The sequence below is a fragment of the Mesorhizobium sp. ORM8.1 genome, from assembly GCF_053005525.2.
The window spans coordinates 5,541,682-5,555,655 of the sequence record NZ_CM132600.1; the positions used below are offsets into that span (position 1 = coordinate 5,541,682).

Annotated in this window: 16 protein-coding genes and 1 pseudogene; 6 read left to right on the forward strand and 11 right to left on the reverse strand. The window is 61.2% G+C overall.

Translation table 11 applies throughout. The features are described 5' to 3' along the window. Positions 1-56: 56 nt before the first annotated feature. A complete protein-coding gene (gene sciP / locus ACVDG8_RS27715) occupies positions 57-332 on the forward strand; it encodes a CtrA inhibitor SciP (RefSeq protein WP_006203587.1) in 276 nt (91 codons plus the stop codon). Positions 333-527: 195 nt separating this feature from the next. On the opposite strand, the gene ACVDG8_RS27720 is transcribed toward sciP, so the two are convergent. After that, the gene (locus ACVDG8_RS27720; RefSeq protein ID WP_447251279.1) at positions 528-1,454 is read right to left on the reverse strand and encodes an NADP-dependent oxidoreductase; all 927 of its coding nucleotides are present in this window, start codon (positions 1,452-1,454) and stop codon (positions 528-530) included. Between the two features lie 89 nt (positions 1,455-1,543). On the opposite strand from ACVDG8_RS27720, the gene ACVDG8_RS27725 reads away from it, so the two are divergent. After that, positions 1,544-1,948: a winged helix-turn-helix transcriptional regulator gene (locus ACVDG8_RS27725; protein WP_447251280.1), complete on the forward strand. Its 405-nt coding sequence runs from the start codon at positions 1,544-1,546 to the stop codon at positions 1,946-1,948. Between the two features lie 51 nt (positions 1,949-1,999). Here the strand turns inward: ACVDG8_RS27725 and ACVDG8_RS27730 are convergent, their stop codons facing one another. Continuing rightward, a complete protein-coding gene (locus ACVDG8_RS27730; RefSeq protein WP_371009166.1) occupies positions 2,000-2,377 on the reverse strand; it encodes a flagellar export protein FliJ in 378 nt (125 codons plus the stop codon). Positions 2,378-2,823: 446 nt separating this feature from the next. Between ACVDG8_RS27730 and ctrA the strand changes: the two genes are divergently transcribed. Further along, on the forward strand, positions 2,824-3,519 hold the full coding sequence (ctrA, locus tag ACVDG8_RS27735) for a response regulator transcription factor CtrA (protein WP_455707311.1): 696 nt from the start codon (positions 2,824-2,826) through the stop codon (positions 3,517-3,519). Between the two features lie 215 nt (positions 3,520-3,734). On the opposite strand, the gene ACVDG8_RS27740 is transcribed toward ctrA, so the two are convergent. Continuing rightward, positions 3,735-4,103: a response regulator gene (locus tag ACVDG8_RS27740; RefSeq protein ID WP_447251281.1), complete on the reverse strand. Its 369-nt coding sequence runs from the start codon at positions 4,101-4,103 to the stop codon at positions 3,735-3,737. Between the two features lie 229 nt (positions 4,104-4,332). Then, complete coding sequence (gene chpT / locus ACVDG8_RS27745; RefSeq protein WP_447251282.1) at positions 4,333-4,962, reverse strand: histidine phosphotransferase ChpT; 630 nt, start codon at positions 4,960-4,962, stop codon at positions 4,333-4,335. Positions 4,963-5,300: 338 nt separating this feature from the next. Here chpT and ACVDG8_RS27750 point away from each other — a divergent pair, with 338 nt between their 5' ends. After that, on the forward strand, positions 5,301-5,882 hold the full coding sequence (locus ACVDG8_RS27750; RefSeq protein WP_447251283.1) for a DUF1134 domain-containing protein: 582 nt from the start codon (positions 5,301-5,303) through the stop codon (positions 5,880-5,882). A 135-nt stretch (positions 5,883-6,017) separates the two neighbouring features. Beyond that, positions 6,018-7,168: pseudogene (locus ACVDG8_RS27755) on the forward strand (hypothetical protein). A 104-nt stretch (positions 7,169-7,272) separates the two neighbouring features. On the opposite strand, the gene ACVDG8_RS27760 reads toward ACVDG8_RS27755, so the two are convergent. The 6 genes from ACVDG8_RS27760 to ACVDG8_RS27785 all read right to left on the reverse strand — a co-directional run bounded on the left by ACVDG8_RS27760 (position 7,273) and on the right by ACVDG8_RS27785 (position 12,011). Further along, the gene (locus ACVDG8_RS27760; RefSeq protein WP_455707312.1) at positions 7,273-8,070 is read right to left on the reverse strand and encodes a TrmH family RNA methyltransferase; all 798 of its coding nucleotides are present in this window, start codon (positions 8,068-8,070) and stop codon (positions 7,273-7,275) included. A gap of 54 nt (positions 8,071-8,124) precedes the next feature. Beyond that, positions 8,125-8,463, reverse strand: a complete 339-nt coding sequence (locus tag ACVDG8_RS27765; RefSeq protein WP_447251286.1) for an ArsR/SmtB family transcription factor — start codon at positions 8,461-8,463, stop codon at positions 8,125-8,127. Between the two features lie 163 nt (positions 8,464-8,626). Then, the gene (locus tag ACVDG8_RS27770; RefSeq protein ID WP_447251287.1) at positions 8,627-9,394 is read right to left on the reverse strand and encodes a HugZ family pyridoxamine 5'-phosphate oxidase; all 768 of its coding nucleotides are present in this window, start codon (positions 9,392-9,394) and stop codon (positions 8,627-8,629) included. A gap of 36 nt (positions 9,395-9,430) precedes the next feature. Further along, complete coding sequence (locus ACVDG8_RS27775) at positions 9,431-10,612, reverse strand: CaiB/BaiF CoA transferase family protein (RefSeq protein WP_447251288.1); 1,182 nt, start codon at positions 10,610-10,612, stop codon at positions 9,431-9,433. A gap of 4 nt (positions 10,613-10,616) precedes the next feature. Next, positions 10,617-11,378 (reverse strand): 3-hydroxyacyl-CoA dehydrogenase, encoded by a 762-nt coding sequence (locus ACVDG8_RS27780; protein ID WP_447251289.1) that lies wholly within the window; start codon positions 11,376-11,378, stop codon positions 10,617-10,619. A 27-nt stretch (positions 11,379-11,405) separates the two neighbouring features. Further along, a complete protein-coding gene (locus ACVDG8_RS27785; RefSeq protein ID WP_447251290.1) occupies positions 11,406-12,011 on the reverse strand; it encodes a GNAT family N-acetyltransferase in 606 nt (201 codons plus the stop codon). Between the two features lie 304 nt (positions 12,012-12,315). Between ACVDG8_RS27785 and ACVDG8_RS27790 the strand changes: the two genes are divergently transcribed. Next, positions 12,316-13,302, forward strand: coding sequence for a glutathione S-transferase family protein (locus ACVDG8_RS27790; protein ID WP_447251291.1), 987 nt, complete (start codon positions 12,316-12,318; stop codon positions 13,300-13,302). 188 nt (positions 13,303-13,490) lie between these two features. Here the strand turns inward: ACVDG8_RS27790 and ACVDG8_RS27795 are convergent, their stop codons facing one another. After that, on the reverse strand, positions 13,491-13,973 hold the full coding sequence (locus ACVDG8_RS27795) for an ABZJ_00895 family protein (protein WP_447251292.1): 483 nt from the start codon (positions 13,971-13,973) through the stop codon (positions 13,491-13,493). Between the last annotated feature and the right edge of the window lies 1 nt (position 13,974).

Genomic DNA, 13,974 nt, shown 5'->3' on the forward strand with positions numbered 1-13,974 from the left:
AGCTGTGGCGGTACTGTGGCGGGGATTGGGTCTTTGAGTTTTTTGTAGAGAGTACGATGACCGATCTGGTTAGACCTAGAGTTAAGTATGTTATCGGGCCCGACGGCAGCCCCCTTACGATCGCCGATCTGCCGCCGACGAACACGCGGCGTTGGGTTATCCGGCGCAAGGCGGAGGTGGTTGCTGCTGTGCGCGGCGGCCTGCTCAGCCTGGAAGAAGCCTGCCAGCGTTATAAGCTTACCACCGAGGAATTCCTTTCCTGGCAAGCATCGATCGACGAATATGGCCTGGCTGGGCTGCGAACGACGCGGATCCAGCAATACCGGCACTAGAGTGTTTCACCGTTTCACGGAAACGGCGAACCGCTCTAGCTCTTTGTTTTAACGCAATTCCGGACGGAGGGTTACGGCGAAGTCGCCGAACTTAACCGCTCACACTTTTCCTGGAATTGCGCTAGTTTCAACCGGTTGCAAAACGAGAAGGGCGCGGAATCCGCGCCCTTTCGCTGTTGAAAAGAGCTTAATCGATCAGACCGTCAACACCACCTTGCCGATCGGCCGGGTGGCGAGAAAGGCATGCGCGGCCCCCGCCTGCTCGAGCGGAAAGGTCTTCGCCACATGGACGAGAAGCTTTTTTGCATCGACCAGGCTTGCCAGTCCGACAAGGCCCTCGCGGTCCGGCACCACCGACATGCGCTCGATGCGGATGTTGCGCTGCTTGGCCCTGGCTTTTGTGGAGTCATTGACGTTGAGCAGCGACACCAGCACGCCGCCGTCGCGCAGCACTTTCAGCGATTCCTCGGCGTGGTCGCCGCCGACTGTTTCCAGCACCAGGTCGAGATCGGCAAGTTTGTCGGTGAAACCGCTCTTCGTGTAGTCGATGACCTCATCGGCGCCGAGGGAACGAACGTATTCCAACTTGTCCGAGCTGGCGGTCGAGGCCACCCAGGCGCCGCGCGCCTTGGCGATCTGCACCGCCAGATGGCCGACGCCGCCGGCGCCGGCATGGATCAGCACGCGCTGCCCCGATTGCAGGCCGGCATGACGAACGAGACCTTGCCACGCGGTCAGTCCAGCCAGTGGCAGGGCCGCGGCATGGGCGTGATCGATGGCGGCGGGTTTTGCGGCAATCTCATTGGCCGGCGCGGTGACGAGCTCGGCATAGGCGGCCGCCTGCTTGGGGAAACGCGGCATGCCGAACACCGCGTCACCGACCTTGAATGTGGTCACGCCGGCGCCAAGCGCCTCGACGGTCCCGGAAATATCCCAGCCGAGGATGAAAGGCGGCTCGCCGAGCAAAGAAAAATAGCCGGCCCGGACCGCGCCATCGACCGGGTTGATGCCCGCGGCCTTGACGCGGACAAGCACCTCGCCTGCCTTGGGTGAGGGGGCAGGCTGTTCGGCTACGAACAGGACGTCGGGTTCGCCGACGGAATTCTGGGTAACGGCACGCATTACGTATCTCCTGCTTGTTCAGTACCGCTATCATTTGGATAGTAATTATCTCTTGTCCAGTATGTACCTTTCCGATATATAGGTACCTCATGGATAGTGATTTTAAATCGCCTTTCGGCTACGACGCCTACCGACGGACATGCCCTTCGCACACCGTTCTGGAGATGCTGGCCAGCAAGTGGGTGTATCTTCTGGTTTGCGCTTTGCGAAAAGGCCGGCAGCGCAATGGCGAGCTCGCCCGCAAGCTGGAAGGCATCACGCCAAAAATGCTGACGCAGACGTTGCGTGTGCTGGAACGCGACGGCCTTGTCCGGCGCGAGGTGTATCCGGTCATACCGCCGAGGGTGGAATATGAGTTGACGGAACTCGGGCAGAACCTAGCGGGGCTGCTCAGTCAGATCAGGTCCTGGGCGGAAGAGCATGCGCCAGACATCAAGGATGCCCGCGCACGCGCAACGGCAAGCGGGCGGGACGAGATGGCTATGCCGGCCTGAGTGGGTGGATCGGCTATGCCGATTCGCCTGAAGGCGTCGCTGGCTGGGCGCTCAGCCGATCATGACACTGCGGCTGCCGAGGTCCGGTTCGCGGATCTTGGTGTCACGCGATTCCAGCAATTCCGCCTTGGACAGCTCCGCTTCAGCTTCGCCGAGTAATGATTCGGCGGTGCTTCGCTGCTGGGCGAGGTCGCTTTGTGAATTCCTGAGGTTGTCGCGGCGCAGGCGAGCCGCCTTGGCGAAGGTCGGATAGGCGAAATGGTTGATGTCGGTGATGCCGGCTTTTTTCTCTTCGGCGACGATTTGTGCCTCCAGTTCGACGGCCATGCGGTCGAACTCGGCGATCATCATGTCGAGCTGCAGCAGCTGGCGCCGCTTCTCATTCACCTGAAACTGCTTCAGTCGAACGAGGTTTTCACGTGACTTCATGACTCGGTACTCCGCAAACGCACACCTGCATATCGTCCAATCCGCCCGGCACGACCCAAGCGCCACCCGTTTCCACCGGCATTCCCAGGGCTATGGGAAACAAAACCCTAAAGATTTTTGCCGACGGTAACCATTCGTTTACGGGCATTGTTAATCATACGGGCGAGGACTTAAGGCCGGGTAAAAATTCCGGCTGGTGCGGAAAGCGCGGCCTGCGAGTCCCTGGAGTCACTTAGGCTGACTTATTAATGTGGTGCATTAGCGGTTTGGGTCTGTGATTCATTATTAGATTCAAGTGGGTGTAGAAAGCGGTTAAAAAATCTGATACCGTGTACGGCACGAAATTAGGATTTGTTAACCACTCGGTGGCACCTTCTGTTCAGGCAATCACTGCTCCGGTCCCGGACGGGTCGTGACATGGTCCGGCAGCAGAAAAGGGGAATAAAATGCGTGTTCTGCTGATTGAAGACGACAGTGCAACCGCACAAAGCATCGAATTGATGCTGAAATCGGAAAGCTTCAACGTCTATACGACCGATCTCGGCGAAGAGGGTGTCGATCTCGGCAAGCTGTACGATTACGACATCATCCTTCTGGATCTCAATCTTCCCGACATGTCGGGCTACGAAGTGCTGCGCACGCTGCGGCTCTTCAAAGTCAAGACGCCGATCCTGATCCTCTCCGGCATGGCCGGCATCGAGGACAAGGTGCGCGGTCTCGGCTTTGGCGCCGACGACTATATGACCAAGCCATTCCACAAGGATGAGCTGGTGGCGCGCATCCACGCCATCGTGCGCCGTTCCAAGGGCCATGCCCAGTCGGTCATCACCACTGGCGACCTGGTGGTCAATCTCGACGCCAAGACGGTCGAGGTCGGTGGCCAGCGCGTGCATCTGACCGGCAAGGAATACCAGATGCTGGAGCTGCTCTCGCTGCGCAAGGGCACGACACTCACCAAGGAAATGTTCCTCAACCACCTCTACGGCGGCATGGACGAGCCGGAACTGAAGATCATCGACGTCTTCATCTGCAAGCTGCGCAAGAAGCTCGACGCGGCGTCGGGCGGGCAGAACTACATCGAAACCGTATGGGGCCGCGGCTACGTGCTGCGCGAGCCGGAAGACATCCGCGTCAGCGCCTGAGCGATCCAAACCATCTTCCAATGAAAAAACCCGGCCCAGGCCGGGTTTTTTCGTATCACGCAACTCTGATCAAAGTCCGTTGTGAAAAACCCGGCTCAGGCCGGGTTTCTTGTATCGTGCAACGGCAAATTACAGCGGGAGCCCGTCGAAAACGCCGTAAAATCAGATGGTTGGAGCGGTTCAGCGAATCGCCTTAACCGAATCGGTGCCGCGAATCAGGCGGCGAGCTTCAGGAAGCGGAAGCTTTCGAGCAGTTGCGCGCGGTTGAAGGGCTTGAGCAGGTAGCCTTGGGCGCCGGCGCGCTTGGCGCGCATGATCGCGGCGACATCGACCTCGATCAGCGAGACCAGGATCTGCGGCTTGACCGGGGCTTCGATGGCGCGGATGCGGCGAATGAGGTCGACCGCCTGGATATCCGCCAGACCGCCATCGATAACAATGACGTCCGGCATGTCGGTGGCGCAGATATCGGCAGCCTCAGCTCCGCTGGTCGCCTCGGCGACCATCATCTCCGAGCCGCCGAGAATGCGTTTTGCGACCTTCCTGATGACGCTCGAATCATCGACGAACAAGCAACGCTTCATATCCGGGCCCTCTTTGCCATCTGCCGAACCGGCAACCTTTGGCAACCGGACAACACCCTAGGCCAATCTGGTAAAGAAGCCGAAAAGCGGTTAGGTAAAATTTTTCCAAAGAACCGCGACGCGCACCTTTACGGCCGCACCGTCAACATGACGACAACCGTCGCTATAACTGCGCCGATGTGGCAGCCATCAATATCAAGCAAAAAGATACTTTGCCTTTTGGCCGCTATCAGGCGGCGGACAGAACAATCTCTTCGGCGGTGGCGTGGATCGAGATCGTCATATTGGCTTCGCGCGCCAGAAGCAGCGTGTAATAGGGCTGCACCGAATGGGCGTCGATCGGCTCCTCCGGCTTGTGGCCGGAATGCAGTTCGAGGAATTTCGGCGGCACGCGCAGCATCGGGCCGGCGGCCGACAGCACGAAACGCGGCTCGGTTTCGGGATTTTCCACCGTAACCACCAGCTTGCCGCCGCGCGGGATGGCCGCGTTGGCGACGAGGATCAGGTTGAGAAGCAGCTTGACCTTGTTCTTGGGTAGCAGCGCGCGTGGACCGTTCCATACAAGTTCCGGCTTCTCGTTCTTCAGGAAGGCAATGGCCACGGCCTCGGCGTCACCAGTGTCGATCATCATGCCGGCCGAACCCGCTGCGCCGAAGGCTATGCGGGCAAATTGCAGCCGCGCCGAGGCATTCCGGGCGCTCTGGCGGATGAGCTTCATGGCGTCTTCGTCGGCGCCGCCTTCATCGAGCAGCTCAAGGCCATTGTTGATCGCGCCGACCGGCGAAATGATGTCGTGGCAGACGCGGCTGCACAGCAACGCTGCGAGATCGGGGGCGGAAATGGTGAATAGTTCGGCCATCGGCAAAATCCCTGCTCAGGTCACATGTTTCATGGCCGAGCGACCGATTCGCGCCTGCCCCGACGAATCACGCTCTTTTCCAAGGCTTTCTGAATACACAGCGGCCGTGCGCGCATCAACAAATCCAAAATTGCCGGCGGCGAAAATGGTGTATTTACAGAGGAAAGCGGCATTCCCCTGGCAAGGACAGCCTTCGAACCGCCATCTTCCTGTGAGACCTTAATGGTTGAAAAAGGATTGCGGCATAGTTTGCCCGTGATAGCCACCTTGACCGGCCGCCAAGAGCTGTAGAGGTGCGGAGGCGTCGGCGAAAGTGCTCCCTGACGGAGATTGGAAGCATGTTTTCCCGATACTACGACCGGACGTTCGTCCGTGTCCTCACCGTGACCATCGCACTTCTGGGAGCTGTCGTCCTTTCGACCTCGGCGTCGCGGGCCCAGCAGTACACTGCTCAGGAAATCGTTGATTCCGGTCATAAATTCTTCGGCGAGACGTCGGGCGGACTGGCCACGGTCGTCGAGAAGATCTTTGCCTCCTATGGCCTGCCGAATGGCTATCTGCTTGGCGAGGAAGGTTCCGGCGCGCTGATCGGCGGCCTGACCTATGGCGAGGGCACACTCTACACCAAGAACGCCGGCGACCATAAGGTGTTCTGGCAAGGGCCTTCGCTCGGCTGGGATTTCGGCGGCGAGGGGTCGCGCGTGATGATGCTGGTCTATAACCTCGACGATATCAGCAGCCTCTACAACCGCTTTGGCGGCGTCGCCGGTTCGGCCTATGTCATAGCCGGGGTCGGCTTCAACGTGCTGCAGGCCAACAGGGTGCTCCTCGTTCCGATCCGCACCGGCGTCGGCGCCCGGCTCGGCGTCAATCTGGGCTATCTGAAACTTACCGAGCGGCCGACCTGGAATCCGTTCTGACCGGATTTCCGGTCCGCACAATCGCTCGGATAATCCTGATCGCGCCGCGGCATGCTCTTGCCGCGGCGTTGAATTTCCGCCATGCCAAGCTGGCACAATGCAGCGATTGCCGCTCCGTATAGTGGATAGCACGCCTTGGTTCAGTCGGTCCTGTTCTTCGCACTCGGCTTCCTCTGCGCCGTCTTCCTGGTGTCACTGGTCGCGCCGGCGGTCTGGCGGCGGGCCGTCGTTCTCACACGCCGGCGCCTCGAGGCCTCGCTGCCGCTGACGCCGGCCGAAATCCAGGCGGACAAGGACCGGGTCCGGGCTGAATATGCGATGATGACGCGCAAGCTCGAGATGACGATCAAGAGCCTGCAGGAAAAAACGGCCGAGCAGCTTGTCGAGATCGGCCGAGGGCGTGAAGCCCTGAAGGGACTGGCGGTCGAAAAGAAGGACAAGAACCAGGCGCTTTCCGACTTGCAGGCCAAGACCGCCGAGCTCAGGCAGCGCGAGGAGGAGCAGCAACGCCTCTCCGACCGGCTGGCGCAGACGGAACGCGCTCTGGAGAAGCGCGCGCTGGAGTTGCAGAAACTCGAGCAGATGTATGACGACGCCAGCTTCTCGTCCTCGAACCGCCAGATCGAGCTGGTGGCGCGTGAATCGGAACTGGAAAAGCTTGCCAACGATATCGCGGTGCTGCGCAGCCAGCGCAAGGAAGCTGACAGGCGCAACCAGGACATCGTGTCGGAAAGCAAGGCCGCGAACGAGGCCTTGAAGTTGAAAGGAAGAAGTCCGCCGATCTCGACAAGAAGGTCGAGCGGCTGCTTGCCACGCTTGCCGATCGCGAGGAAAAGCTCGACCGGCGCGAGAAGGAACTTGCCCGGGCGCGGGAGCGTTCGAAGGAGGCTGCGACGGCAAATGGCGTCGCGCGGCTGGTTGGCGGCGCCGATGCCAAGGGCGAGGAACTCGACAAGGCGATCGCCAAGCTCGAAGGCGACCGGGAGCGACTGGAAGCCAGACTGACGGTGCTGGCGCGCGAGAACAAGCGCCTCAAGACCGACCTTGCCGCCTCCGAGACGGCAAAGCCCGACCAGGCGGTCGATGCTCGCCCTGCCGGCGCGGGACTGCGTGAGCAAATGAATGAACTGGCGGCCGAGGTCGTCAACCTGACGATGAAGCTCGACGGGCCGGATTCACCGATCGCCAAGGCCTTGGCGGCTGACGGGCAGCAAGGCTCCGGTGGGCGCGGCGTCAGCCTTGCCGACAGGGTGAGGGCGCTGCAGAAGGCCGAGCAAGCCAATTGAAGCAAAACAAGATCCGCGCGGCTTCAGGTCGCTTTGCCGGCCGCTGGAGCAATTCCGGGAAAAGTGTGAAACGGGTTTTCAGTCCGGATTTGCGTCAAATCGCTCTATCGATCTGAAAAATGATGCAGCGCTATGGCCGAAGCCGCGGCCACGTTCAAACTGTCAAAACCTTGCGCCATGCCGATCCGCACCGTGTTCAGCCGGGCAAGCAGGTCTTCGGGCAGGCCTTCGCCTTCAGTGCCGAGATAGAGCGCCAGCCGTGCTGAACGTTGCGCGTCGCGGATGTCGACTGTTCCGCCCGGCGAAAGGGCGAATTGGTCGAAGCCAAGCCGATCAAGCGTCGCAGTGAAGGGGCTGGTGTCGTCGAAGGAGGCGAAGGGAATTTTCAGCGCCGCTCCCACCGAAACACGGATCGCTTTGCGGTAGAGCGGATCGCAGCAGGTGCTGTCGAGCAGCACGGCGTCGGCGCCGAAGGCCGCGGCATTGCGGAAGATCGCTCCCATATTGTCGTGATTGGATATGCCGACCAGCACGACCGTCAACGCGCGCTCGGGCAAGCTCTCCGCCAGAGCTTCGGCGGACGCCGGGTCGCCACGCACGCCGATCGCCAGTATGCCGCGATGCATATGGAAACCGGCGATGCGGTCGATCACTTCAGCGCTGGCGACATAGACCGGAAAATCGTGCGGCGCCTTGCGCAGGACAGCGTCCAGCCCTGCCAGCCGGTTTTCTAGAATGAGGGCCGATTCCGCAGTGAAGCGCCCACTGGAAAGCAGCAGATCAAGCACCACCTTGCCTTCGGCGACGAAGCGGCCGTGCCGACCGACCAGATCGCGCTCGCGGATGTCGAGATAGGCGGCGACACGCGGGTCTTGCGGATCGTCTATGGAGATGAGGTTCATGCGTTCCTCGCCGAAGAAATCGTCAGCGAGGTAATGAGCGACAAGGCTCGCGGGTCAAGCCCCGGCGCGGCGCAACCGATAGGCCATCTGCGAAAGGTCGCCGTCGCCGAAAATGCCTTCGAGCATGCGCAGCAGTTCACGCACCGCCTCGGATTTGCAGGAGTAGTAGATCATCTGGCGGTCGCGCCTTGTGTCGACGAGATCGAGCGCCCTTAGCTTGGCAAGATGCTGCGACAAAGCGGACTGGCTGAGCTGCACTTTCTCGGCGATGGCGCCAACCGACATTTCGCCATCCATCAGATGCGCCACGATCAGCAGACGCTTCTCATTGCCCATGAGGGTCAGAAACGCGGCTGCCGATTCGGCATTGGCGATTAGTTTGTTCGAGATCATAGATCCCCCATGGGTCCTGGCTCATCCAGCTGCCATGGGGGCAATGGCGGCTGAGTTCCACAATATTCAGATATCGATTTGCGCTGCTGAATCAGCGCTCCGGTAAAGGTAGATCATTTCGCCTAAATCTCAAGCGTTGCTTTCGTCGCAGCGCGATCAACTATCAGGATTGCTCCGCTGCGCGCCCTGTCTTGGCCATCTCGACCAGCGTGGCGCGCAACTCGCGCCCGGCGGCGAGAGGCTGCGGGAAGAAGACCCGGCAGACGGCGTCCGAAGCCGCGAGATCCATGCCGTCCGTGTCAAAACCGGTGGCGATCCAGCCGTCGCCTTCGGCATGGCCGAAATGGTGGGCGTAAATGGCAATCGCATCGCGATGGTCGGCATTCATGTGGTCGAGCGAGGGTTGTTCGCTGGCGGCCAGTTCCTCGACAACCGGACCGCTGGTGATGAAATCATCGCGCTCGAGAAGATAGGCCTTGCCGAAGCCGCCATTCAGGCTGGCGCGTTCGGGCTCGAGCCGGAAGAACGAAAAGTCGCCGAGGCCTGCATAGAGCTTCGCCTTCGGGTTGCGGTTGAGGTAGCGCCGTTCGGCCTGGGCATGTTCGGGCGATCCTCGCGCCAACCGCTTGGCCCGACATGCCAGGCTGATGCGTGGATGGGCGAGCGCGTCGCCTTTGCCGGGCTCACCCACCAACAGCGAGCAGCGCTGGTCGGCGAGCAGCGCGCCGGTATGCGCCGACAGCATCGAGATCAGGATCAGCGGCGTGCCATCGATGTCGGTGGCAACGCCAACCCTGCTCGCCAGCGGTGCGCCCGTTCCCGGCTCGACCACTGCGAGCGCCCCGAAGCGCGCTGAACGGATCAGGGTCTTCGCCAGCCTGATCGCCTCGGCGTCGGTCTCGCGGATGACGTCCTTCTTCGTCTCGCTCACAGGTTCACCCGAGATAAGTTGATCTTGATGCTCCGGTTATTGGCGGAGGATGCCCGACATGGCAAGGGCCTCGATTTCCTCACCGCTTATGCCGAAGCGTGCCAGAATGCTTGCGGGCTGGCGATCGGCGGCGGTTGGCGCCGAGGCAAGCGTTTGAGGGCTTTGCGAGAAGCGTGGCGCGGGCGCCGGACGCTCGAGCCGGCCGGATGTCACAAAGCTTTGCCTGGCGCGGTTGTGCGGATGGTCCCTGGCTTCGGTCAGCGAAAGCACGGGCGCGACGCAGGCGTCGGTCGAAGCGAAGAGGTCTGCCCATTCGTCGCGCGTTTTCTCGCCGACCCTTTCGGCAATCGCCTTGCGCATCCCGAGCCAGGATGTCCTGTCATACTGCGCGCCGATGAAGCTCTGGTCGAGCGGCAGCAGCCTGGCGAACTCGGCGAAGAAGCGCGGTTCGAGGCAGCCGACAGCAATGTACTTGCCGTCCGCCGTTTCGTAGGTGTCGTAGAAAGGGGCGCCGGTATCGAGCAGGTTGTCGCCGCGCCTGTCGCTCCACAGCCCCGCCGCCATGTAGGCGTGGATCGGCGCCGCGAGCATCGAGGCGCCTTCGATCATGGAAGCATCGACCACCTGGCCCTTGCCGGTGCGCGAGCGTTGGAACAGGGCGGCGAGCACACCGGCGATCAGCATCATGGCGCCGCCGCCTTGATCTGCGACCAGGTTGAGCGGCGGCACAGGCGACGAACCTTCTCTGCCGATGGCATACAGCAGGCCGGCATAAGCAAGATAAGTGATGTCGTGGCCTGCCCATCCCGAGAGCGGGCCATCCTGGCCGAAGCCGGTCAAGCGGCCATAGATCAGTGCCGGGTTGCGCTGAAGCACGACATCGGGTCCGAGGCCAAGCCGCTCCATGACGCCGGGGCGGAAGCCTTCGACAAGCAGGTCCGCCTTTTCGGCAAGCCGCAGCAACAGGTCGGTGCCTGCCGGATGCTTCAGGTCGAGCTTGAGGATCGAGCGGCCGTGGCGGTCGAGGTCGTATTCCTCAGGCAGGGCAAGCAGTGGCTGGCCGGCATCGGCCCGTTCGATGCGCAGCCCGTCGGCGCCCATCTCCGACAGCATCAGCGCCGCCAGCGGCACCGGGCCGAGCCCGGCCATCTCGATCATTTTCAGGCCAGCCAACGGGCCGGTCTTTTCAGTGGAAGCGCCAGTCGGCGTCTCGACCATGCTTCTATTTCGGCGCCATGCGAATGGCGCCATCGAGGCGGATGGTTTCGCCGTTCAGCATCTGGTTCTCGACGATGTGGAGGGCAAGTGCCGCATATTCGGAAGGCTCGCCGAGGCGCGACGGGAAGGGCACGGCGGCGCCGAGCGAATCCTGCACTTCCTGCGGCATGCCGGCCATCATCGGCGTCTTGAAGATGCCGGGCGCGATGGTGCAGACGCGAATGCCGGAGCGGGCGAGGTCGCGCGCCACCGGCAGCGTCATGCCGACGACGCCGCCCTTGGAGGCCGAGTAGGCGGCCTGGCCGATCTGGCCGTCATAGGCCGCGACCGAGGCGGTGTTGACGATGACGCCGCGTTCGCCGCCGGCCAACGGATCGAGCTTCGCCGTGCGATCGGCGACGAGACGGATCATGTTGAAGGTGCCGATCAGGTTGATCTCGATCACTTTGCGGTACTGGTCGAGTGGATGCGGCCCATCCTTGCCGATCGTCTTCACGCCGATGGCGATGCCGGCGCAATTGACCAGGATGCGCGGTTCGCCGAGCTTTTCAGCCATTTGCGCGATCGCAGCCGCGCCGTTGTCGCCGCTGCTGACATCGCATTGGACGGCAATGCCGCCGATGTCGGCCGCGACTTTCGAGGCGCGCTCGATGCCGACGTCGAGGATCGCGACGCGGGCGCCCTTGGCGGCGAGCGCGCGCGCCGTCGCCTCGCCGAGACCCGAACCGCCGCCGGTGACGATCGCGATCTGGCCGTTCGGGTTCATGCAAGCCTCCCAGAATTTCGGATTATGCTACGAAGCCTGCAAGGGAGGCGCAACCACAATGCCCGGATCGATCGACGGTTGCGCGCTGGCGGCCGGACGCGCCAGGGCCGGAGCCAGTTCCGCGACTTTCGCGGCGTTGGCGTGACAGACTTCGCCGACGAAACGGGCGACGGCGCCGGGCTTGATTTCATGATGCAGCAGCCTGTCGAGATCGACGGGGCGGGGCATGGCGATCTGTCCACGCGGGAAGCGCTTGAAACCGAGCGGCCCGTAATAAGGCTCGTCGCCGACCAGGACCACGGCCGGCGCGCCGGCCTTTTTCGCTGCATCCAGCGCAATCGCGACCAGTTTTCTGCCAATGCCGAGATTCTTGAAATCGGGGCGCACCGCCAGCGGGCCGAGCATCATGGCGCGCCCGGGCCCGGCCGCCACGCGCGTCATGCGCACCGAAGCGATCACCGCCTCGTCTTTGACGGCGACAAAGGACATCGAGCGATCGTGTCCTCCCGACTCGCGGATCTTGTAGGCGGCGAGCACGAAACGTCCGGGACCGAAGGCCTCGTCGTTGATGGCTTCGATTTCGGCATCATGCGCCGGGGTTTCCGGCAGGTATTTCACGTCGGCAAGGCTCATGGTCTTTGCGTTCCGGTATGCGAGGAAGGTTTGCTGCAAAGCGGCAGCGTTCGCCAATCAGCGCTTTAAGCGCGGGCGCCCTTTCGTCGTCGGTCGAACCGGATCGAGGCAAAATCGAACATGGGCGCCTCCGCTAGCATCAATTTTGTGCCGCTGCAATCGGCTGCGTTCGCGTTTCTTTTCGTCGAATGACGAACGGTTCGTCGTTTAACGAACTGGTTCGTTGTTAACGAACTGTTCAACGCCTGAGGGCTTCGCCAATCGGTCTTGCGCCTAGATATTGCCAGGACACAGGAGATTTCGCATGGGACTGCTCGTCGAAGGCAAATGGCAGGATCGCGCGTCCAATACCGACAGCGCCGGCCGGTTTGTACGAACGGAGTCACAGTGGCGGGACTGGATCACGCGCGACGGAGCGCCGGCCGAAGGTCGCGAGCGCGGCTTCATGGCCGAGCCAGGTCGCTATCATCTCTATGTCTCGCTGGCTTGCCCGTGGGCGCATCGGACACTCATCTTTCGCGCCTTGAAGAGGCTGGAGACCGTCATTTCGGTCTCCGTGGTCCATCATTTCCTGGGCGAGAACGGCTGGACTTTCAAAGTCGAAGACGGCGCCACCGGCGATACGCTCTACGGTCTCGATTTCCTGCACCAGATCTATACCAAGGCCGACCCTTCCTATTCAGGCCGGGTGACGGTGCCGGTGCTGTGGGACAAGCGGCAAAAGACGATCGTCAACAACGAGTCCTCCGAGATCATCCGGATGTTCAATTCCGCCTTCGACGAATGGGGCGATGCCGGCCTCGATTTCTATCCGGCGGGGCTGCGCACCGAAATCGACAAGATCAACGCGCTGGTCTTTCCGATGATCAACAACGGCGTCTATCGCACTGGTTTCGCCACCACGCAGCAAGCTTACGAGGAGGCGTTCGGCGACTTGTTTTCGGCGCTGGATACGGTGGAAGAACGGCTGTCGCAACAACGCTATCTGGTTGGCGATCGCATCACGGAGGCGGACTGGCGGCTGTTCACAACGCTGGTGCGTTTCGATCCGGTCTATGTCGGGCACTTCAAATGCAATCTGCGCCGCATCGCCGACTATCCGAACCTGTCGAACTATCTGCGCGACCTCTACCAGGTGCCTGGCGTGTCGGGCACCGTCAACCTGCATCACATCAAGGCGCATTATTACGGCAGCCACAGGTCGATCAATCCGACGGGAATCGTGCCGGTGGGACCGGAGTTGGACTACGAAGCGCCGCACAATCGAAACAGGTTCAGGAAGGCGGCGTGACCTGATCTAGATCGTTTCACCGTTCACGGAAACGGCGAAACACTCTAACTCTTTGTTTCTACGCAATTCCGGACGGAGGGTTACGGCGAAGTCGCCGAACTTAACCGATCACACTTTTCCTGGAATTGCTCTATTTGTCTCTACGCAATTCCGGACGGAAAACCGATCACACTTTTCCTGGAATTGCTCTAACGGAAGGCCTCGGTGTCGGTCCGGGTTCGTCTGGCAAGTTCCGCTTTCAGCAGAGTCTTGCCAAATCGGCCCGAATACCAAGCGGCATTCAAGCCAAACGTCAGCAGGAAGGCGAACAGAACGCTTCCAGCCCACACGGCCAGGGGAACGTTGCTCAGGTCGTGCTGTTTCGCTTCCCCTGAGAAGGCCAACCAACCCAGCGGCGCCGAAATCAAAAAGGCTGCCAGGGTCGAGAGCAGAACTGTCGTCCAATATTCCCTGCGATTGAACAACCGGCCGTTTCTTCTTATGAACTTATAGAGTGCAACGTTGGCCGATCCGAAACTTATAGCGAATCCCGCGGCTTTGCCGAGTGCCTGTGAAAACGTTGGGATGAGGACCAGCAGTACGCCAAGCGCAATCGTCAACGCCACCATCGTTAGAGCATAGTATCCAACATAAGGCCAGACGTTTGCGCAAGTCTCATCGCTGTTGCTCATG

Bases quoted from the DNA above. Each gene is read 5' to 3' on its own strand.
- sciP (WP_006203587.1), top strand. From the start codon at position 57: ATGACCGATCTGGTTAGACCTAGAGTTAAGTATGTTATCGGGCCCGAC.
- ACVDG8_RS27720 (WP_447251279.1), bottom strand. From the start codon at position 1,454: ATGCGTGCCGTTACCCAGAATTCCGTCGGCGAACCCGACGTCCTGTTC.
- ACVDG8_RS27725 (WP_447251280.1), top strand. From the start codon at position 1,544: ATGGATAGTGATTTTAAATCGCCTTTCGGCTACGACGCCTACCGACGG.
- ACVDG8_RS27730 (WP_371009166.1), bottom strand. From the start codon at position 2,377: ATGAAGTCACGTGAAAACCTCGTTCGACTGAAGCAGTTTCAGGTGAAT.
- ctrA (WP_455707311.1), top strand. From the start codon at position 2,824: ATGCGTGTTCTGCTGATTGAAGACGACAGTGCAACCGCACAAAGCATC.
- ACVDG8_RS27740 (WP_447251281.1), bottom strand. From the start codon at position 4,103: ATGAAGCGTTGCTTGTTCGTCGATGATTCGAGCGTCATCAGGAAGGTC.
- chpT (WP_447251282.1), bottom strand. From the start codon at position 4,962: ATGGCCGAACTATTCACCATTTCCGCCCCCGATCTCGCAGCGTTGCTG.
- ACVDG8_RS27750 (WP_447251283.1), top strand. From the start codon at position 5,301: ATGTTTTCCCGATACTACGACCGGACGTTCGTCCGTGTCCTCACCGTG.
- ACVDG8_RS27760 (WP_455707312.1), bottom strand. From the start codon at position 8,070: ATGAACCTCATCTCCATAGACGATCCGCAAGACCCGCGTGTCGCCGCC.
- ACVDG8_RS27765 (WP_447251286.1), bottom strand. From the start codon at position 8,463: ATGATCTCGAACAAACTAATCGCCAATGCCGAATCGGCAGCCGCGTTT.
- ACVDG8_RS27775 (WP_447251288.1), bottom strand. From the start codon at position 10,612: ATGGTCGAGACGCCGACTGGCGCTTCCACTGAAAAGACCGGCCCGTTG.
- ACVDG8_RS27780 (WP_447251289.1), bottom strand. From the start codon at position 11,378: ATGAACCCGAACGGCCAGATCGCGATCGTCACCGGCGGCGGTTCGGGT.
- ACVDG8_RS27785 (WP_447251290.1), bottom strand. From the start codon at position 12,011: ATGAGCCTTGCCGACGTGAAATACCTGCCGGAAACCCCGGCGCATGAT.
- ACVDG8_RS27790 (WP_447251291.1), top strand. From the start codon at position 12,316: ATGGGACTGCTCGTCGAAGGCAAATGGCAGGATCGCGCGTCCAATACC.
- ACVDG8_RS27795 (WP_447251292.1), bottom strand. From the start codon at position 13,973: ATGAGCAACAGCGATGAGACTTGCGCAAACGTCTGGCCTTATGTTGGA.